The 18,803-nt window shown below is 66.0% G+C and carries 20 protein-coding genes and 3 pseudogenes; 15 read left to right on the forward strand and 8 right to left on the reverse strand.

Annotated features, from left to right (window positions below; genetic code table 11):
• A pseudogene (locus tag C8K36_RS23590) lies at positions 1-276 on the forward strand (TetR/AcrR family transcriptional regulator); the annotation flags it as partial.
• Between the two features lie 18 nt (positions 277-294).
• Here C8K36_RS23590 and C8K36_RS23595 read toward each other — a convergent pair.
• Positions 295-974: pseudogene (locus C8K36_RS23595) on the reverse strand (transposase); the annotation flags it as partial.
• A 165-nt stretch (positions 975-1,139) separates the two neighbouring features.
• Between C8K36_RS23595 and C8K36_RS23600 the strand changes: the two are divergent.
• Positions 1,140-2,005, forward strand: a pseudogene (locus tag C8K36_RS23600) (IS256 family transposase); the annotation flags it as partial.
• A gap of 138 nt (positions 2,006-2,143) precedes the next feature.
• Here C8K36_RS23600 and C8K36_RS23605 read toward each other — a convergent pair.
• A complete protein-coding gene (locus tag C8K36_RS23605) occupies positions 2,144-3,019 on the reverse strand; it encodes a LysR family transcriptional regulator (RefSeq protein ID WP_107987481.1) in 876 nt (291 codons plus the stop codon).
• 75 nt (positions 3,020-3,094) lie between these two features.
• Between C8K36_RS23605 and C8K36_RS23610 the strand changes: the two genes are divergently transcribed.
• Positions 3,095-3,808 carry an SDR family oxidoreductase gene (locus tag C8K36_RS23610; RefSeq protein ID WP_107987482.1) on the forward strand — a complete coding sequence of 238 codons (714 nt, stop codon included), beginning with the start codon at positions 3,095-3,097 and terminating at the stop codon, positions 3,806-3,808.
• A 338-nt stretch (positions 3,809-4,146) separates the two neighbouring features.
• On the opposite strand, the gene C8K36_RS23615 is transcribed toward C8K36_RS23610, so the two are convergent.
• Positions 4,147-4,383: a putative quinol monooxygenase gene (locus tag C8K36_RS23615; protein WP_233285159.1), complete on the reverse strand. Its 237-nt coding sequence runs from the start codon at positions 4,381-4,383 to the stop codon at positions 4,147-4,149.
• Positions 4,384-4,425: 42 nt separating this feature from the next.
• Between C8K36_RS23615 and C8K36_RS24620 the strand changes: the two genes are divergently transcribed.
• From C8K36_RS24620 to C8K36_RS25315, 9 genes are all read left to right on the forward strand, one after another.
• The gene (locus C8K36_RS24620) at positions 4,426-4,608 is read left to right on the forward strand and encodes a hypothetical protein (protein ID WP_139812477.1); all 183 of its coding nucleotides are present in this window, start codon (positions 4,426-4,428) and stop codon (positions 4,606-4,608) included.
• Positions 4,609-4,848: 240 nt separating this feature from the next.
• A complete protein-coding gene (locus tag C8K36_RS23620; RefSeq protein ID WP_175279105.1) occupies positions 4,849-6,306 on the forward strand; it encodes an aldehyde dehydrogenase family protein in 1,458 nt (485 codons plus the stop codon).
• 434 nt (positions 6,307-6,740) lie between these two features.
• The gene (locus C8K36_RS23630) at positions 6,741-7,100 is read left to right on the forward strand and encodes a hypothetical protein (protein ID WP_069854911.1); all 360 of its coding nucleotides are present in this window, start codon (positions 6,741-6,743) and stop codon (positions 7,098-7,100) included.
• Entirely contained in the window at positions 7,097-8,338 is a 1,242-nt protein-coding gene (locus tag C8K36_RS23635; protein ID WP_107987483.1) for a low temperature requirement protein A, read from the forward strand. The genes C8K36_RS23630 and C8K36_RS23635 overlap by 4 nt, the downstream gene beginning before the upstream one ends.
• Before the next feature lie 24 nt (positions 8,339-8,362).
• Positions 8,363-8,743, forward strand: coding sequence for a hypothetical protein (locus tag C8K36_RS23640; protein ID WP_041674196.1), 381 nt, complete (start codon positions 8,363-8,365; stop codon positions 8,741-8,743).
• A gap of 221 nt (positions 8,744-8,964) precedes the next feature.
• Positions 8,965-11,724 (forward strand): helix-turn-helix transcriptional regulator, encoded by a 2,760-nt coding sequence (locus C8K36_RS23645; RefSeq protein ID WP_258195574.1) that lies wholly within the window; start codon positions 8,965-8,967, stop codon positions 11,722-11,724.
• Positions 11,725-11,883: 159 nt separating this feature from the next.
• Positions 11,884-12,708, forward strand: a complete 825-nt coding sequence (locus C8K36_RS23650) for an alpha/beta fold hydrolase (protein WP_084845403.1) — start codon at positions 11,884-11,886, stop codon at positions 12,706-12,708.
• 55 nt (positions 12,709-12,763) lie between these two features.
• Complete coding sequence (locus tag C8K36_RS23655; RefSeq protein WP_084845402.1) at positions 12,764-13,087, forward strand: putative quinol monooxygenase; 324 nt, start codon at positions 12,764-12,766, stop codon at positions 13,085-13,087.
• A 367-nt stretch (positions 13,088-13,454) separates the two neighbouring features.
• Positions 13,455-13,670 (forward strand): hypothetical protein, encoded by a 216-nt coding sequence (locus C8K36_RS25315; RefSeq protein WP_354371553.1) that lies wholly within the window; start codon positions 13,455-13,457, stop codon positions 13,668-13,670.
• Positions 13,671-13,949: 279 nt separating this feature from the next.
• Here C8K36_RS25315 and C8K36_RS23665 read toward each other — a convergent pair whose 3' ends face one another.
• The 3 genes from C8K36_RS23665 to C8K36_RS24950 form a co-directional block, all read right to left on the reverse strand.
• Complete coding sequence (locus tag C8K36_RS23665; protein ID WP_107987485.1) at positions 13,950-14,582, reverse strand: hypothetical protein; 633 nt, start codon at positions 14,580-14,582, stop codon at positions 13,950-13,952.
• Positions 14,583-15,186: 604 nt separating this feature from the next.
• Positions 15,187-15,606: a hypothetical protein gene (locus C8K36_RS23670; RefSeq protein WP_146176533.1), complete on the reverse strand. Its 420-nt coding sequence runs from the start codon at positions 15,604-15,606 to the stop codon at positions 15,187-15,189.
• Positions 15,607-15,795: 189 nt separating this feature from the next.
• Positions 15,796-15,939: a hypothetical protein gene (locus tag C8K36_RS24950; RefSeq protein WP_175279104.1), complete on the reverse strand. Its 144-nt coding sequence runs from the start codon at positions 15,937-15,939 to the stop codon at positions 15,796-15,798.
• A 235-nt stretch (positions 15,940-16,174) separates the two neighbouring features.
• On the opposite strand from C8K36_RS24950, the gene secG reads away from it, so the two are divergent.
• Positions 16,175-16,396 carry a preprotein translocase subunit SecG gene (secG, locus tag C8K36_RS23675; RefSeq protein ID WP_084845399.1) on the forward strand — a complete coding sequence of 74 codons (222 nt, stop codon included), beginning with the start codon at positions 16,175-16,177 and terminating at the stop codon, positions 16,394-16,396.
• A 240-nt stretch (positions 16,397-16,636) separates the two neighbouring features.
• On the opposite strand, the gene C8K36_RS23680 is transcribed toward secG, so the two are convergent.
• Together C8K36_RS23680 and C8K36_RS23685 are read right to left on the reverse strand one after the other, a co-directional pair.
• On the reverse strand, positions 16,637-16,996 hold the full coding sequence (locus tag C8K36_RS23680) for a nucleoside triphosphate pyrophosphohydrolase (RefSeq protein ID WP_107987487.1): 360 nt from the start codon (positions 16,994-16,996) through the stop codon (positions 16,637-16,639).
• A 325-nt stretch (positions 16,997-17,321) separates the two neighbouring features.
• Positions 17,322-17,654, reverse strand: a complete 333-nt coding sequence (locus C8K36_RS23685) for an SAVED domain-containing protein (RefSeq protein WP_420910939.1) — start codon at positions 17,652-17,654, stop codon at positions 17,322-17,324.
• On the opposite strand from C8K36_RS23685, the gene C8K36_RS25515 reads away from it, so the two are divergent.
• Positions 17,598-17,846 carry an alpha/beta fold hydrolase gene (locus C8K36_RS25515; RefSeq protein WP_420910940.1) on the forward strand — a complete coding sequence of 83 codons (249 nt, stop codon included), beginning with the start codon at positions 17,598-17,600 and terminating at the stop codon, positions 17,844-17,846. The two genes, C8K36_RS23685 and C8K36_RS25515, sit on opposite strands and share 57 nt — an antisense overlap.
• A gap of 81 nt (positions 17,847-17,927) precedes the next feature.
• Positions 17,928-18,602: an NAD(P)H-binding protein gene (locus tag C8K36_RS23695; protein ID WP_107987488.1), complete on the forward strand. Its 675-nt coding sequence runs from the start codon at positions 17,928-17,930 to the stop codon at positions 18,600-18,602.
• Positions 18,603-18,803 lie beyond the last annotated feature (201 nt).

Consider the following 18,803-nt stretch of genomic DNA (forward strand, 5'->3'; position numbering starts at 1 on the left):
CGTGCATGCCAGGAGTACGCCAGCGAAGCACATCCGCGCGGATGCCTCGTCAACAGCGCACCCGAGCTCACCGGCAATCGCAACCAGAACCGCGCAATCACCGCAGATCAACTACGGAAAGTCGCAATCGACACGGAAACGAGCATCGACGCCGAAGCACTCGCCGCCTTCACCCACGCTCTGCTCGTGGGCCTGTCGTCCTACGCTCGCGACGGCGCCGATGAGGAGCAGCTGCGCCGCGTGGCCGAGCTGGCCATGCGCGTGACGAGGGCGTGAGCGGTACCCCTTCTACCTCGCCGCCGCGGTTCTGAATGCAGCCTGAAAGTTCCGTATGAAGTGCACCCGGAAGCGCTGCCACGAAGCACCACTGAACTGTTGTGTCACAGCAGCTTCAACCCGGCATGCGCTTCAGAGACGACCAGGTGCCCTCCCGACAGACCGCGTCCCCGCAACCCGACCAGGAACTCACGCCAGAACTCGAACGACTCCGAGTCGCCGACCGCAGTCCCGAGGACCCCCCGGGTGCCGTCGATGACATCCCCGTCGCCACCACCAAGGCATGGGAGACCACATGCGCCCCGACCCGCATGTTGGCAATAGGTCGCGTCGAGGTCGAGGAGGTCGTCGACGCTGCGGGTTGAGATGCCGTGCACATACGCATCCATGACCACCGCATGCAGGGCCTTGTCGATCCGCCGGCGGCGTTCGAGCAGCGACGGGACGATCCCGCGCGGAGCTTGAGATCTTCAGGTCGACGTCGCCGCTGGTCGTCGACATCGTCTTCGACCGGTGCCCGTTGCGATGCGTGATCTGGCCCTCGGTGCGTTCGTAGCGGCCGTCGCCCAACGTTTCGGTGGCCTCGGTCTCGATCAGTTCTTGCAGGCCGGCGCGGATCAGTTCGGCGAACACGGACGCCACATCGGCGCCCTTGAGGGCGTTGAGGCGGGCCAGCAGTGCAAATGCTCATGGGTCATCGAGTGGTCCTTCGAGTCGAGTCACTTTGGTCGGTAACTCGTTCACCTCTACGCGGTGGCCCATCCTCGGTGCGGGACCGACACGCGGCATATCCTGCCGATCAGGGCCTCAACCGATGCCCACCATCCCAGAGGACTCTCCCCTGCGTGCAGGGAGGCGCCCCCACCGACAAGGCGCTCGCCGAGATGACCGAATGGGCAGCATGACTGTTGGATTCGGTGTATCCGGCGGAAGTTCATCGATGCCATCCACGTCAAGGTCCGCGACGGCCAGGTCACGAACCGGCCGGTCTATGTGGCGATCGGGGTGAGCGTGGACGGGCACCGCGACATCCGCGCCCAAACACTGCGTGCAGTGAGGGACCCCCGGGGACTGTGGGCCGGTGACGGCGGCAAGGGCGCGAAGTTCTGGCTCGCCGTGCTGACGGAGATCAAGAACCGCGACACCGGGGACGTGTGCACCGTGGTCTGCAACGGGCGGAAGGGTTACCCAGGGCGATCACCAAGTTCTGGGAGCTAGCGCTCGTCCAGACCTGCGGGATCCACCTGCTCCGCAACACCTTCCGCTATGCATCACGCTGCTGTTGGGACGAGATGTCGCGGGAACTGCGTCCGGTCTGCGCCGCAGCCATCGAGGCCGCGGCGCAACAGCGGTTCGACGAGTTCGTCACCAACTGGGGCCCGCGATACCCGGCGATCGTCCGGCTGTGGCGCAGCGCCTGGAGCGGGTTCGTGCCGTTCCTCGACTACGACCCGGAAATCAGGCGAGTCATCTGTAGTATTAACGCGATCGAGTTGATCAACGCGAGATATCGGCGTGCGATCCGCGCCCGCGGGCACTCCCCCAACGAGCAAGCCGAGATCAAGTGCCTGTTTCTGGCGACACGGGCACTGCACCCGGGACAGGAAGACCACGATGGGCAGCAGGGTGGAAGCCTGCACTCAACGAATTCGCCATCACGTTCGAAGGCGGGGTCGCCCCGGGTGAGACTAAACCGATGCACCAGAACCGGATCCACCGGAAAAACTGACACGACCTACGGGCACTGAGCAGGCGTCTTCGGACCCAGGTTCGGCGGGCAACTTGCCGGCGCCGACCCATGGCCAGCCAAAAGTTCCCGCGACTACAACGGATTCTGGGTCCGGTGCGGCACCTGCGGTGCTATCAGTCAAGGGCCGGCAACCAATGTCGGTCGCGTCGAAGGGGACGGATCGGTCGAGATTTCGCCTAGCCCCTCTGCCGTTTTCTCAAGTGCTGCAACAGTTTCTGAATAGAATCGCCACGCCAGCACCGTTGTGATGCGCGGTGCGTCGACAACGGGTACCGCAACGTGATCCGGCCACTGCCACGCCCTGCTCGACGCCGGAATGACAATTACGGTCCTGCCGAGCGACACCAACTGCGCCAAAGCGGATTGCGTGTGAATTTCGGGTCCCGGTCCGTCGGGGTAACTGCCGTCCAAGCGTGGCCACCGCGCCATCGGTAGATCAGGCACCGAGCTGACCTCTGCCAGAGTCAGTTCAGTCCGTGAGGCGAGCGGGTGTCTGCCGGGGAGTATTGCAACCTGGCCCTCGGTGACGAGGTCTCGGTATCGACAGCCGGTCAGATCGTCGACAGGACGATGCATGATCGCCACGTCCGCGCTGCCGTCACGCAGCAAACCCGCTTGTTCGCCAACCTCGCACAGCAGAACATCGATCGGGTCGGGATGCTGTTCGAGTAGTCGTTGCAGCAGACCATGGGACGCCCCTGCTTTCGTGGCCAGAACAAGAGGTGTCGACGCCCGAACGGTCAGCCGCCCGGCAGCGGCGACTGCATCCAAAGCGATACGCGCCTCCCGATGGAGCACAGATCCGGCTTCGGTGAGCGAGACACCGCGACGGTCACGCACGAACAACTGAACTCCGAGTTGATGTTCGAGCTGTCGGATCGCCCTCGACAACGGAGGTTGAGCGATGTGCAGCTTGTCGGCGGCTCGTCCGAAGTGGAGAGCCTCGGCGACGGCAAGGAAGTAGCGCAGCTGACGTGTCTCGAGATCCTCCACTCGACCACCTTAATACCCGGTAGGTATCACCATCGCCGGAAAGGGTAATGGACAGCTGCGCCCCAGGCATCGAACATGGCTGTCGTGAACGATACGAAAACTGCGCTGGTCACCGGCGCGAACAAGGGAATCGGTTTCGCCATCTCCGAGGGCCTCAGCAGACTCGGCTTCAAGGTCGTGATCGGTGCACGCGACGAGGAGCGAGGCAACACCGCTGCGGCACAGCTGAGAGAGCGTGGACTCGATGCAGTGGCGGTGGTGCTCGATGTGACGGACGCCGACAGTGTCTCCGCAGCCGCGGAGAAGTTCGATCGTCTCGATGTTCTCGTCAACAATGCCGGGATCGGTGGCCGGACCAGTTCCGGCGCGCAGAATCCGACCACCCTCGATCACGACGTTCTACAAACAGTTCTGGATACCAACGTGTTCGGTGTCATACGAGTGACCAACGCATTCGTCCCGTTGTTGCGTCGATCACCCGCACCACGGATCGTGAATGTTTCAAGCAACATGGGATCACTTGCACTGCAGACGGGTCCGCAGATGGCCGCCTATGCGCCGTCGAAGACGATGCTCAACAGCATCACGGCACAGTACGCGCGAGAACTCGCCGACACCGGCATCATCGTGAACGCGTGCTGCCCGGGTTACGTCGCCACCGACTTCACCGGACACCAATCTACGCGGACGCCCGAGGAGGGCGCCGCTATTGCGATCAGGCTCGCAACCCTCCCCGATGACGGACCACGCGGAGGATTCTTCGACGACAACGGAATCGTGCCGTGGTGAAGCACCACACGCTGTCGCGAACACCCCTACCATCAAATGAAGTGAGATTTCACGTTGCCACGCCTATGCCACGTACGTGAAGAACTACCCACTCAACGACACTGACTGCGCCCGATCGTTCGAAGGAACTGAGCAGGGTCGACCAAGCGCCCGCCCACTCCCCACCGGGACCCTAAGAGATGAAACCATTACCCGCTTCGGCTACAACGCCATACAGCTCGCAGGCCGGCGGGTGTGCAGCCCGCGGACGGCCGGCCCCCACAAAGAACTGGGCGGGGCACCTGCAACGTTCGTGATGGAGACGTTCGTGATGGAAGTGGTGGCGCTACTCGCCGTCGTCATCTGGCGGAAGTCCTCTCCGACGAGGACGCCTCTAGTGGGTGGGGCCGGAACGGTCGGAGCAGCCGGATGCCGTCCTCGATGGAACCGTCGATCAATTCGAGCATCTGCGGGAAGAGTTCCCGCATCCGCAGTGCCCCCAGATGGGCGTCGAGCAGCTCGCGCTGCTCGTAGCGCTCGTAGATGATGAACGTGCCAGGCTCGCATGCAGTAGTTGGTGCCGACGGGGACGCCATCGATGAACGGATGGGGCTGGTCGTCCGGCACCACCGAGCTGTTTGGGGTGGCCCAGCGCGCGGGCGGCGGAACCGAAGCGCACGGCGATGCTCACCGCGGTGATGCGGAACATGGAGGAGAAGGCGACCGACGAGGCCCTGGACCTGTTCCAGGTCCTGATGGCCACCCGGTTGCTAAACACCGCGAAACGGAAGACGGAGGAGGAGCGGCTGTCGACGCTGTAACCATGGCATCCCAGCACCTCCGCCGAAGAGACGACACGACACCTCGTCCCCGCCGCGAAACACCGCCCCACACCTGAACAGCGGAAACACGCCCGCCATTCTCGGAAAGACAACGGCTTCTAAGCGAGCCGTCAGCCGGATGTCAGTCAGCTGACGGAGGCTGTCGGCACGGTCGCCGAGCCATTCTCGTGGAGACATCGAAACCGCCCGGTACCCGGGCGAGACCACGAGGAGCACACCATGAACACCATCGCGCAGCACTGGATCAACGGACAGTGGACCGGCTCCGGCTCTGTTCTGGAATCGATCAACCCGGCCGACGGCACAGTCGTCGGCTCGTTCTACGACGGTGGCGAGGCGGAGGCCTCGGCCGCAGTGGACGCCGCCGCCGCCGCGTTCGAGACCACCGAATGGCCGCGTAATCCCTCGCTTCGGGCGACCGCACTCAGTCGACTGGCCGACGCCCTCGAGGCCCGGGTGCCCGAGGTTGCGGCCATGTTGTCCCGGGAGAACGGCAAGCTACTGGGTGAGACCACATGGGAAGTCAGCGGCGCGGTCGGGTGGCTGCGGTACGCGGCGGCCTCTGCGCACACCCAGAACACCGGGCGCGCCGCCGAGACGGCACCTGGCCAGTACACCCACACGGTGCCCGAGCCGCTCGGTGTCGCCGGGATCATCTCTCCCTGGAACTCCCCCATCATGCTGACCGTGCGGGCACTGGGCCCGGCGCTGGCCGCCGGCTGCACTGTCGTCGTCAAGCTTCCGGCTCAGACGGCGCTGACCAATGAGCTTTTCGCGCAGGTCCTGGCCTCGGTCACGGAGATCCCGGCGGGCGTGCTCAGCGTGTTCACTGAGTCCGGCAACACCGGGGCACCGTTCCTAGTCTCCTCGGACAAGGTCGACGTGATCAACTACACCGGCAGCACGCCGGTCGGGCGTCGTATCGCGGCCGCAGCCTCCACCACGCTCAAGCGGCTCGGGCTGGAACTGGGCGGCAAGGCTCCGATGGTGATCTTTCCCGACGCCGATCTGGACATGGTGATCCCGACCGTGGTGCAGTCGCTGGTGCTGATGAACGGGCAGTTCTGCTGCACCGGCTCCCGTGTACTGGTTCACCGGGACATCGCCGACCAGGTGCGCACCCGACTCACCAACGCGCTCGCGCAGGTGCGGCTCGGCTCGGGCGACGACAAGGATGCCCAGCTCGGCCCGGTGATCGACAGGGCGTCCGCCCAGCGGATGGACGCGATCGTCGAGGAAGCCACCTCGTACGGCACGGTACTGCTGCGCGGCGGCGTGGTCACCGACGGCCCCCTGGCCGCCGGTGCGTTCTACCGGCCGAGCCTGATCGAGGTGGACCGCACCGACGTCCGGATCGTGCAGGAAGAGGTCTTCGGTCCGGTCCAGACGTTCGAGATCTTCGACGACGAGGACGACGCCGTGGCCAAGGCGAACGCCACCATCTACGGCCTGGCCGCCTCGGTGTTCAGCTCGGACTCGATGAAGGCCCGCCGGATCGCCCGGCGCATCCGTACCGGCACTGTATGGATCAACACCTGGGGAGCCATCAGCGAGGACTTTGAGGAGGGCGGCGTCAAGGGCAGCGGTTACGGCTATCTGTGCGGCCCGCGAGCGATTGAGGAGTTCCAGGCCCTCAAGGTGTATGTGGAGCAGGACCACACCCAGTCCACTCACTGATCAGATCATGACCCGGTCGGCGCCCGCCGGGCCCGGGCCCGGGCTCCGCACAAGGAGGCCGCACCATGCCGTCGATTCTGATCACCGGCGCGACGAATGGTCTTGGTCTCGTTCTGGCAGAGGAGCTTGCGGAAGCCAGGCACCGGTTTGCTTCTGCGCGATCGCAACCCGCAGTAACCGGTGCCGATCGCGCAACGTTTCAGGGCTGAGCAATACAACGCCGAGTTGTCCGCTCCGGCCGAAGACCCAGCGACATGCGGCCGAAGTGGGGGCGAGACACCAGCGGCGGCGGGCGGTGAACCATCTAGTCCTGTGCTGTTCAGCTGGCACTGCTGCCGCTGTTGCACAGGCAGTCCATCACGCAGCGCCAGCATCGCCTCGGTTGTGCAAGAACCGATGGAATCAGAACGCAGCATTTCGATTTGGAGTGGTCGATGAACGAGAGAATTGTTTCCCATGCCTACGGTGCCGATAGTCCTGGGCTGCCAAGCCCACCGGCAGGGACAGACATCCGGGACACGCTCCGGGAGCAGAGCCGGAACGCGTTCGCGAACGCCGAATCCCGGCTCGGCCCCACCGTTCCGGCCGCCGTCCGGCGTTGGAAGCTGTGGTTGCTCACCGTGTGCGCTATCTACCCCACCATCGTCCTTCTGGGCCTGGCCACGAACCCTGTTCTGGAGGATGTGTACCTGCCGGTGCGTCTCGCTGTTCTCGTCCCGGCGGCGGCAGCGGCGATGGTCTGGCAGATCAATCCCCGACTGCAGCGGCATTTCGGAGCTTGGCTCAGCAGATGACAAGCAGCCCGGCTCCGCCGCCGGTGTGCTCCGCGGCGCCCGCACACCCCAGACCGCTGCGCAGGCTCACTGCGCGAGGACGCGACGAGACCCACCGCGGCGTCTCCTCACTGGAACTCTTCTTCGACCTGTGCTTCATCGTGGCTATAGCCCAGGTAGGCGCCCAGTTGGTGCACGCCATAGTCGAGGGACACACGGGCGAGGGGATTCTCAACTACTTGATGATCTTCTTCGCCATCTGGTGGGCGTGGATGAACTTCACGTGGTTCGCCTCGGCTTACGACAACGACGACGTGCTGTACCGGATCGTCACGCTGATCCAGATAGCCGGCGTGCTCGTCCTGACGGCGGGCGTCTCCCAGGCGTTCGAAGAACACGCGTACCCGGTCGTCATCCTGGGCTATGTGATCATGCGGCTCGCCATGACGGCGCAGTGGCTGCGCGTGGCGCGGTCGAGCCAGGGCCCCGAGCGAACGATGGCGCTGCGGTACGCCATCGGGCTGTGCCAGATCGGCTGGCTGGGGCTACTGGCCCTGCCGGAGGCAGACCGCCCGTGGGTCTTTCTGGTGATGGCGCTGTTGGAGATGGCCGTACCGCTGTATGCGGAGCGAGCCCACCCGACGCCCTGGCACCCCCATCACATCGCCGAACGGTACGGGCTGCTCACGCTCATCGTGCTCGGCGAGACCATCGCAGCGGCCACCGTCGCCGTGAAGTCGGGGATCGACGAGCACGAGGCCCTGGGTGAGTTGGTGCCCATCGCCGCCGGCGGACTGCTGATCATCTTCGCCGCCTGGTGGGTGTACTTCGCGGTCCCCATCCACGGGCACCTGCGGTCCAACCGGCAGTCCTTCCTATGGGGCTACGGCCATTACCTGATCTTCGTCTCAGGTGCCGCGATTGGGGCCGGCCTGGAGGTGGCGGTGGAGCAGGCGGTGGGCAAGGCGCACCTTTCGGCGCTGTCGGCGTCGGCGGCGGTGACACTGCCGACAGCGCTGTTCCTGCTCACGGTGTGGGCGCTGCACTCGCGCTTCTACAAGGTGGGGATCGCGCAGCAGTCGGTGCTGCCGGCCACGGCTCTGCTGGTGGTCGTCTGTACGTTCCTGGGCAACTGGGCGGTGCTCGCGGCGGGGCTGGTGGCGGCGCTGGCGGTGGCAGCCGGGGTGACGCTGACCGCGCTCGGGGCGAGCCCGGAGCGTGGGAAGGGCGGGGAAAGCGCCGCGGTGCCAGTTCTGTGAGGGAACCCTCGCCGCCTCGGGAGCTTGGCCGGCACGGTGTACGAGGGTGCCCGTACCGTGCGCTCGGTGCACCTGCTCGACGACGGCGGCACGTTGTTCACGTCGAAGACGCGGACGCACCCGCTGGCCCTGGACGACATCCTCACGGAGCCTCCGGCTCCGCAGCAGGGCCACGTCACCATCAACGAGGCAGACCTGATCGTTGCCGACAAGCCCTTCCCGGTCCTCGAGCGCACTCCTGCGGTTCGGTCGCTGCGCCCATGTGCCCGGCAGGGTCTGCCGCTGGAGCCGCCGTCCGATGACGCCGACTTCCATCAGCACTGCGGGCTGAATGTCGGGAAGGCTGCCGGCGGAGGCGCCCATATCGTCCGGGTATTTGCCGGACGGGGGATGACGGCGCGATGATCCGCGTGACCTTCGTGCTGTCGCTGCGGTGAGGCTGAAACGCCCGGCTGTGTTCTGCGTGATCTTCGTCTGGGGGCTGCGAGTGTCGGCGAAGCGAATGGCTTGACGGTTCGTTTGCCAGTGGATGCGACAATTGCTGGTCAGGTGCGCGGCTGGTGGTTCGACTGCTTCGCGCGGTACGACGAAGGACGCGGCGGATGTGGGCGAAGTCAAGGGCAGGCATGAGCGTCGGCCCGGCCGGACTGGTCGGTCGGGAGGGCGAGCTCGCCGAGCTTGCGGCGTTCCTGGACATGGCCGGGACGAACGGAGCCGCCCTGCTGCTCACCGGTGATCCGGGTGTGGGGAAGACTGCGCTCCTGGACGCGACAGCCGAGCTGGCGGTGGCGAAGGGAGTGCGGGTCGTCTGCGGGAGCGGCGTCGAGTACGAGACTGACATCAGCTTCGCGGGGCTTCATCAGCTCGTCGGTTCGCTGGCGGACGAGCTTGGTCGTCTGCCGCGTTCCACGCGGGAGGCTCTTGAGGTCGCCCTCGGTGTCGCCGCCGGGCCCGTGGGGAGCCGGATCGCCGTCCTGAACGCGGCACTGGCCCTGTTCGACGAGGCTGCGAAGGACCGGCCGTTGTTACTGGTGGTCGATGACCTTCATGCCGTCGACGAGGCGAGCCAGGCTGCGGTGGGTTTCGTCGCCAGACGACTTGGCGGTCGCCGCATCGGGCTGCTCGGAGCACAGCGAGACGAGTCCGACGAATCCTTCCGGCCCACCGGTCTGCCAGAGCTCGAGATCGCGCCGCTGGACGACGCGGACGCCCTGCGACTGCTGTCCCGGCGCTTCGCCCACCTTCCCCGCCGGGTCCTTTCGGCCGTGGCGCACGAGGCACAGGGAAACCCCCTTGCTCTGCTTGAGTTTGCCGGGTCCACGGAGGCGTCCGGCGAAAACCAACACGGCCTAGGGGCGGGGTGGGCGAGCGGCCCGGGGCGGGACGTGCGCGCTCTGTACGGCGCCCGCGTCGGACGATTGCCGCGGAGAACGCGCGAGGTACTGCTCCTCGCGGCTCTCGAGGGTTCCGGCGACATCGGCATTCTCGAGGCTGCCGGTGGGCCGGGCAGCCTCGAGCAACTCGCCCCGGCGGAGCGTGACCACCTGGTCATGGTCGCGGAGAACGGCCGCGCGGTGCGCTTCAGGCACCCGCTGGTCAGGTCCGCGGTGGTCGACGGTTCCACCGGCGACCAGCGGCGCAGCGCCCACAGCCGACTGGCCGACGCGCTGGGCGACCAGCCCGAGCGGCGCGGTGATCACCTCGCGAGAGCCACGACGGCGCCCGTCGAGACGGTCGCCGTCGTTGTGGAGTCGGCGGCCTGGAGCAGCCTGCAACGCGGTGACGCCGACGGCGCGATCGCGAGGCTGCGGCGCGCGGCCGAACTGAGTCCCGACCGAGAGGTCCGCAGGCGCCGCCTGTCGAAGGCCGCCTACGTCGCTGCCTGGGTCGCGGGCCATCTGGAGGTCAGCCACGAGATCATGCGTGAGGTGGAGGGCGATCCGGCGGCTCGGTCGCTCTCGGCGGCCGCGGCGGCCGGCTTCCTCGTGCTCGTCACGGAAGGCGATGCCGATACGGCGCACGCGCTCCTGATGGAGGCGGTCGGGCAGGCCTCGGTGATGCCCGAACCACCGCAGGAGTTGGAGACCGCGCTCTTCACTCTCACCCTCGCCAGCCAGTACTCGGGCCGGCCCGAACACTGGCAGCCTCTGGTCGATGTGCTCGACCGGTTCCCCAAGGCATCGCCCGCCGCCGCGGCATCGCTGGGGTGCGTTCACCACGACCTCGGTTCCGTCACTGACGTCATGCTGCGCCGCCTGGACGAGGAGATCTCGCGGCTGAGGGACCAGAGTGACGCCGACGTGGTCGTTCGCACCGCCCTGACCGCCTCGTACCACGACCGGCTTCCGGGCTGTCGTGAGGCCGTGTCCCGGGTCATACGCGACGGCGGCGCGGTGGGGTCGAGCATGCCGGCCCTGATGTTCGTCGCCCTGGACAACCTGTACGCCGGCCGGTGGCAGCCGGCGGCCGACGCCGCGGACGAGCTCATCGCACTGTCCGAGGAGACGGGATACCACTTGTTCGCCCAAGTGGGACACTACGTCGCCGCAATGACCGCGGCCCAGCGCGGCGACCTCGACGCGTGCCGCCGCCACTGTGAAGCAGTCTGGGCGTGGTCGAGGCCCAGGGGACTGCAACGGCTGGAGAACTGCGCCCACCAGGCGGCGGCCCGGGCAGCCCTCGGCGCCGCCGACTTCGAGACGGCCTTCCGGCACGCCACAGCGATCTGCGCCCCGGGTGTGCTGCCGCCGTTCAACCCCGAGGCCGTGTGGTCCGCGCCAGACCTCGTCGAGGCCGCCGTGCGCACCGGGCGGCACGCGGAGGCGCGACGGCACGCGGACGCGCTGCGCGACGCCGGTGTCGGCCACCTCTCGTCGCGACTCGCGCTGAGCTCGGCCATGGTCACGGCGATGACATCAACTGCCGAGGACATGGTCCGGTGCTTCGAGGAGGCACTCGGACTGCCGGGCGTCGAGCAGTGGCCCTTCGAGGTCGGCCATGCTCGTCTGGCGTACGGCGAAGCGCTTCGCCGGCAAGGACTCAACCGTGACGCCCGGGTGCAGCTGGCCTCCGCCCGTGACCGCTTCGAGGAACTCGGGGCCCGTTCGTGGGAGGCCCGGGCCGCTGCGGAGCTCCGCGCCACCGGCATGACGCGGACCGGCCGGGGCAAGGCCGGTGAGGCCCTCACCCCCCAGGAGCTGGAGGTCGCCAGGCTGGCGGCGACGGGGCTGTCCAATCCGCAGATCGCGTCGCGTCTGTTCCTTTCGCCGCGGACCGTCTCGTCGCATCTCTACCATGTGTTCCCGAAGCTGGGGATCACGTCGCGGGCCGAACTCCGCGAGGCTCTGGAGGCGCTGCCACCCGCGCCTTCGGCCACGCAGCCGTGAAAGCTACCGCTCGGGTCTCAACACTGCCCCGGCACTGACGTAAGCGATCCGCCGGCGGATGTCAGTCAGCTGACGGAAGCTGTCGGTACGGTGGCCGAGCCATCCTCGTGGAGACATCGAAACCGCCCGGTACCCGGGCGAGACCACGAGGAGCACACCATGCCGTTCGTCACCGTCAGCGACGGAACCGAAATCTTCTACAAGGACTGGGGCTCGGGCCGGCCGGTCATGTTCCACCACGGCTGGCCGCTGAGCTCGGACGACTGGGACGCCCAGCTGCTGTTCCTCGTCCAGCGGGGCTACCGTGTCATCGCCCACGACCGCCGCGGGCACGGGCGCTCCGCCCAGGTCGGCGACGGGCACGACATGGACCACTATGCGGCGGACGCCGCCGCCGTGGTGGCGCACCTCGGCCTGCGCGAGGTCGTCCACGTCGGCCACTCCACCGGTGGTGGAGAGGTCGCCCGGTACGTCGCCAGGCACGGTGCGGGGCGGGTCGCCAAGGCCGTCCTCATCGGAGCGGTCCCGCCGCTCATGGTCCAGACCGAATCGAACCCAGGAGGGCTGCCGGCCGAGGTCTTCGACGGCTTCCGCGAGGCCGTGGCCACCAACCGCTCCCAGTTCTACCTCGACCTCGCCTCCGGGCCGTTCTACGGGTTCAACCGCCCGGGCGCGGATATCTCCCAGGGCGTCATCCAGAATTGGTGGCGTCAGGGAATGACCGGCAGTGCGCAGGCGCACTACGAAGGGATCCAGGCGTTCTCGGAGACCGACTTCACCGACGACCTCCGGGCGATCGACGTGCCCACGCTCATCATGCACGGCGACGACGACCAAATCGTCCCGATCGCCAACTCCGCCGAGACAGCGGTCACGCTGGTCAAGAACGCGCGTCTGAAGGTCTACACGGGGCTGTCGCACGGCATGTGCACCGTGAACGCCGACACCGTCAACGCCGACCTCCTCGACTTCATCGAGAGCTGACACCGGCCCGGTACCGACACACAGCCTGTCAGCACGGAACAGAAAAGGAATCATTATGACCGCAACACCCACCAGCTACGTGACCGTCGTCTGGGACGCGAAGGCCAAGGCCGGCAAGGAGGCCGACCTCAAGACGTTCATCACCGCCGCCGTCACCCCCTCACGCAACGACCCGGGCAACATCGACTACGAGGCATACGAAGTCGAGGGCAAGCCCTGCGAATTCGTCATCTACGAACGCTGGGAGACCCGCGCCCACCTCGACGCCCACCTCGCCGCGCCCCGAATGCGGGAACTCATCCCGCAGATGCTCGAACTGATCGACGGATCCATCGAGGACGGCATCCGCCTCCTGCGCCCGTTCCGTCCCGCCCACTAGCGCTGGACGCCCGCCGGCACCGGCGCCGGCGGGCCGCACCAGCGCGAACCTACCCCGCGGGTGCTCCCGGCGACCGCTTCTGCGGGAGCACCCGCTCCGACGTCACGCATAGGAGAGACACGATGTGACCACCACAATGATCACCGGCGGCAACAGGGGCTCGGCCCCGAGATCGCGCGCGGACTTGTCCAGGCGGGCAAGACGGGTTGGATCGGAGCCCGGGACGCCGAGAACGGACGCAAGGCCGCCGACCGGCTCGGCGCCGACTTCGTCCAGCTGGACGTGACCGACGACGCGTCGGTCAAGACGCTGCGCGCGGATTGGCCACCTGGACATTCTCGTCAACAACGCCGGCATCCTCGGTGAAGTGACGGCCCCCGAGGACATGATGGCCGACCAGATCCGCCACGTCTACGACGTCCTCGGACTGGTCCGCGTCACGCACGCGTTCCTGCCGCTGCTGCGGAAAGCGGCCGCCCCGTCCGTCGTCAACGTCACCCGCGGCCTCGGCTCGTTCACGCTGACCCCACGACCCGGAGCGGGGTCGAGTCGCAGTATCCGTTCGCTGCCTACGGCTCGTTAAAGAGGGCGGTCACCATGCTGACCACGCAGTACGCCAGGACGATCCCCGACGTCCGCTTCAACGCGGTAGACCCCGGCCAGACCGCGACCGAGTTCACCGGCCGCATCGGGCAGAGCGTCGAGGCGGCAGTGCGTATCGCCGCCCTTGGGCCCACACGCCCACCGGCACGGGGTGACCGACCGCACCGGCGTGCTCCCCTGATGACGGCGGCAGACCCGACGCCTGGAGAGGCTTGTCAACCGCCCTCGCCCGTACCGCACTTCCCGGGCGCGGGCCGCATCAGCTGCTGAGCGTCTCTCTCATCGATCGCTCCTGCCCGCCTGATTCCTTTGCCGCGCCTCCGTGCGCGTTCGGCGAGCCTGTTGATGTGCCCGTTACGCGGGGCGAAGGAGGCATCCCGACACCACGACTGACCGCGAACGAGTCGACGTCGCCGTCGCTCACATTCCAGATGCCGCTGTGTGTGCCCTGCTCGGCGTTGGTGGCCTGGGTGAGGATCATGCTGGGTGTTGCTGACTCCGGCGATGTGTTCTTTACGGTGACCGGGAAGTAGACGCTCACGGGATTCCGAGGCAGGTCAAACGGGATGATCGCGAACTCACTCAGCTCGAACTCGACCGGAGCGCCCACGGTGGTCTCCAGCTGTAACTCGCCCGACCGCGCCCTTCTGCTGTAGATCGCGGTCTGGCCGAACTTGCATGGATCACTGAACAGTCCAGTCGTGTCGCAGATCATCGCGTCAGCCGACGACGAGGGTTCCGCTTGCAACTCCTGGGCGGGCTGCGGGGACTGCTCGGCGTTCGCGGCCGCTACAGCATCGGCCGTGGACGGATCGCTGTCGTCTTCCAGTATCGCCCCGACGGTCATGATTCCGGCCAGGATGACACCGACGCCGCCGAGTGCGGCCCACAATCGCCAGGGGGTCTTCGACTTTGGTCGACGGAAGGTCATCGTGGTTCGCAGGCCGCCCTTCTGCTGGGTGACCAGCTCCCAGCCCTCCTACTGCTTGTTTGTGATCGTTCTCGACTCAGTGCCCCGAATCGCCTTGATCTCAGTGACCTCGTACCGTGTTCCCTCGCCGGTCATGCCTCTTCCCGTTCTTCGATAGCGGTGTTGTGGGTGAGCCCGTGCCCAAGGACGGGGGAATCCAGGTGCAGTTTGCACTATCCGGTCGGCGTCTCCGATGCCATCCAAGGAACGACCGCTACTTCACCGCCCGCCTGCTCGACCACTGCTGAGCCGTGTGTGGCGCCAATCGCCAAGTGAGGGGGCGGACGGTCGTGAGCCGATAGCGCCGCCCGACTCGCCGACCGGAACACCTCAGTCTGGGCGAGTACGTCTGCGTAGGCGACGACGTAGTTGAATGAGCAGCCTCGGAAATGCTCAGTTGCGGCAGGCTTCGTAATGTCCCGACCGTGGCCTGGCATGAACGGATTCAACGTTCCACCGCCCGAGGTTCTTCGAGATTCCACCCGCACCTCGCGGGTTCGCTAAACACGCTGTGCTGCAATGTTCTTCAGCGAAGTTCGTCGGGCATCTGGGTTCCGTAGACGCCGAGAGGGTCTCCATCGAGCCACTGCTGGTTCTGAATCTCTGCGCGAGCTGCTATTTCACTGTTGAGCAGGCGTTGTATGCCGCGCCGTTCGAAGACCGCCCACACTCCGGCACCGAGCAGTATCGCGATAGACGGCAGCGTGTTGACGTAGTGGGTTTGAATCACATTCGCCACGATGGCAACGGCGCCGATAGCCATTGCAGCCAGGGCGGTGCCTAAGCGTCGCCGTCGCCGGACCATCGCGTCTGATGGGGTGTAGAACCGCTTGACGTGTGGAAACGCGTACCAGCCGAGGATGAATGGCCAGAACATCAACACGAGGATGATCTTCACCACCGTCGGCATCCCAGCTAAACCCGAACCACTCCCCTGCTCGCTCATCGCGCGGATCCTTCACAGAATGAGCGCAGACGCTCCATAATTCACTCCCCCTCCCGCCGATGATATCGAAGCGCCATCGGCGGGAGACCAGTATTCGCGCAAACCGAAGGATGAAGACCAAGACCATCGCGGGGAGCGCGTTCTTCGCGTATGTCGCTGCGATGCCCCAAAGGACCACACCTTCTCTCGTTAGGAGCCGGAGAAGCTGCCGAGTGATCCCGCGAACCCCTCGAGCGATGCAGCGGATGCTTGTAGCGAGCCCGAAAGCGAGCCGTTCAACGGCGTCAGGGGACCACCATTGAAGAGGTCGTACAGCCAGAACAGGATGTCCATAGTCGACTCCGTACTCCTTGATGCGAATGACCGCCCATTCGACCACACGCATGGACTGAATGTCCCGTAGGAGTGACGTTCAAAGCGCGAACCGCCCGCTCTTCGACGCAGTAGTGAACGTGCGCCTGACGCACCGACGAGGGGCCGCCCCGACGCCTTCGCCGGCTGCGATCGCCAATCCCGAGTACGCGGCCTACTTCGTGTTTCGCGATGGAGGAGACTTCGGCCGCAACTCCTGGACGTCCTGCTGGTCATCACCAGTTTGCTGCTGATCCTGCTGATCCTGCTGCATCGCGGTAAGGGCGGCGGCCTGTCCAGCCTGTTCGGTGGCGGTGTCCAGTCGAGCCTGGCCGGATCGAGCGTCGTCGAGAAGAACCTCGACCGCATGACGGTCTTCACCGCGGCGATCTCGCTGATCGCGATCCTGGGCATCGGGCTCGAGATCAAGTTCAGCTGACGATCCCCGGGTACACCACTCCGCCGCGAGCCCGGGTGTCGCAAGGTGGGCAATCGGCTGCACGATCTCGGGCCAACTGTCGCGCGCAATCCTCCTCGATCGTGCGGTCAGGTCCTGCGTCGGGGAACCTTTCGACTTCACAGTCGCCGATGCCCACGAAGGAGCCCACCTCGCGAACGTCATCGCAGCCGACCACGCTGTCCGCGAAGCCGCTGAGCTCCGTCGGACAGACTGCCCGCCCTACGCCTTTGCCGTCTTGCCAATCTCGACGTGATCGAGCCAGATTCGCTTCGTGAAGCCACCACGGGCTGCGCGCTTCCGGTCGGCCCCGTCCTTCACCTCGGAACTCGTTATCCCGATCTCCGTCATCAAGGCGGCGGCGACTTCGAACAGATCGGCCAACTCATCGATCCGATTCTCCGGCGACGCATCCTGCAGCTCCCTAGCCTCCTCGACAAGCTTGGCCAGCAGTGCCGACGGGTAGTCCGAATCGTCGACGATAGGTCGCCAGTGCGGACGGTCACCGTTGGCGAGAATCACGTCAGGAATGTTGTCTCGGAACAGCTTCCGATGGACCTCTACCGCGTCAATGCTTCCCATCCGCTGATTCAAACATCTGGGCCGATGTGCAGGCGCCCCCCTGTTTACGGGATCGCTCCGAGCCTGCATCAGCGAGTCCAGAAGTCCTGTGAGCGGCGGCCTGGCGTGAGCCATTAGTACTCGCCGCGGGTAGGCCGAGAGCCGCGGGGTCGAGCTCGGACTCGAACTGTCGTGGCTGCCCGCCGCTCTGGCCGTAGTGGGCGTGTTCAGTCAGGTAATGCTGATGGAATCGAGAATTCCCACCCTCGATTCGTGACCGACTGCCCATATGTCAGCGTAGGGTCCCGCCTCCGAGCCGCGGTCACCGCACAGGGCCAGTCCAGTCTCAGGCCTCGACGGTGAACGCGTGCGTGTAGTCGATGCCGCCGAGGTGTTCGTAGACGTGCGTGGTCGTTAGCCTGTTCCAGTGGTGTCCAAGGAGTACCGCTAGGCCAAGGGGACCAATCAGAAACAGATGCAGGTCGCCCTTTCGTGCATGGCGGCGGGCGAGGTCGCGAATCGCGATGGCAAGGCTGTTTGCGGCGGCCGCGTTTGAGACGGCCTTTGGCCCTACACCTGCAATGGGTGTGACAGTAAGGATTTCGGAGACGGGGAGGGCGGACTGTCGAATCCATTCGATAGTGTCGCCTGCCGCTTCCGCCGCGACGCTGACGATGATCGCTGTGCCGGGTGCCCCGTACTTGCGGTGTGGGGTGAGAACGACGAGATCTTCGGCCCGGCCGGTGCCGAAGCTTTCCGGAGGGACGTGCCCCATGCGCGCGTCGAGTTGGTGGACGGCGGTCACTTTCTTCTCGAATCCAACCTCGATGAGGTTGTCCGCGTTATCGATGAGTGGCGCAGCAGCTTCTAGTTCGTCTTCTCGACGGGCGCAATTCTTTGCCGTCGCAGAAACTCGAGTCTCAGCAGGACCCTGAAGATCGAAAGGCAGTCGATGAACATTTTCATCATCGGAATCACCGGACGAATCGGCCGGCTACTCACCGATCACCTGACGGATCGAGGCGATACCGTCAGGGGCCTCACGCGGTCGACCCGCGACCAGGCCGAGTTCGCCGCCGCCGGCATCGACACGCACGTTGCTGATCTGGGCGCAATGACGCCGCAGGAGGTCGCAGCGGCTGTCGCCGACGCAGACGTGATCGTGTTCGCCGCGGGATCGAACGGCGGAGGAAGATCCGTCACCGAAGCGGTCGACCGCGACGGTGTCACCAAGACCATCGAGGCAGCTCATCTGGCCGGCGTTCGTCGAGTCGCACTCGTGTCCGTCTTCCCTGAGGCGTGGAGAGAACGCCAGCTGCCCGCCGACGAGGAGTACTACTTCGCAGCCAAGAAGGAAGCGGAGGTCGCTCTCACCCACAGCAACCTCGACTGGCTCATCCTGCGTCCCTCCCTCTTGGCGGACGACGCAGGCACCGGCCTCATCGCACTCGGACCTGCTGAAGCACACGGACAGATCAGTCGGGGCGACGTCGCCTCGACGCTCGCTCAAATTCTGCACGAGCCCCGTATCAACAGGCAGATCCTCGAACTCGACAACGGTGACATGCGCATCGACGTCGCCGTGTCGCGTGCCGCGCAGAACCGAGATAGGCAGGATGGGCGCTAGCGGCCTCGGGGTGCGCGGGCGATCCGGGGTCGCGCGTTGCCCGTGCCGATATCTTGGCGGACGCGACCCGGAGCGGGGCAATGAATCTGGCTGCGTTCAACCGCTCGCCGCAGTGGCCCCTAGTGTTCGTCGACGTACCGGCGCACCTTCATTTGTTGACGCCAGGCCGAAATGCGGCAGCATTCGGCGGCGCCGAAGCCT

The organism is Rhodococcus sp. OK519 (assembly GCF_003051005.1).
In the GTDB taxonomy this organism is placed as follows: domain Bacteria; phylum Actinomycetota; class Actinomycetes; order Mycobacteriales; family Mycobacteriaceae; genus Prescottella.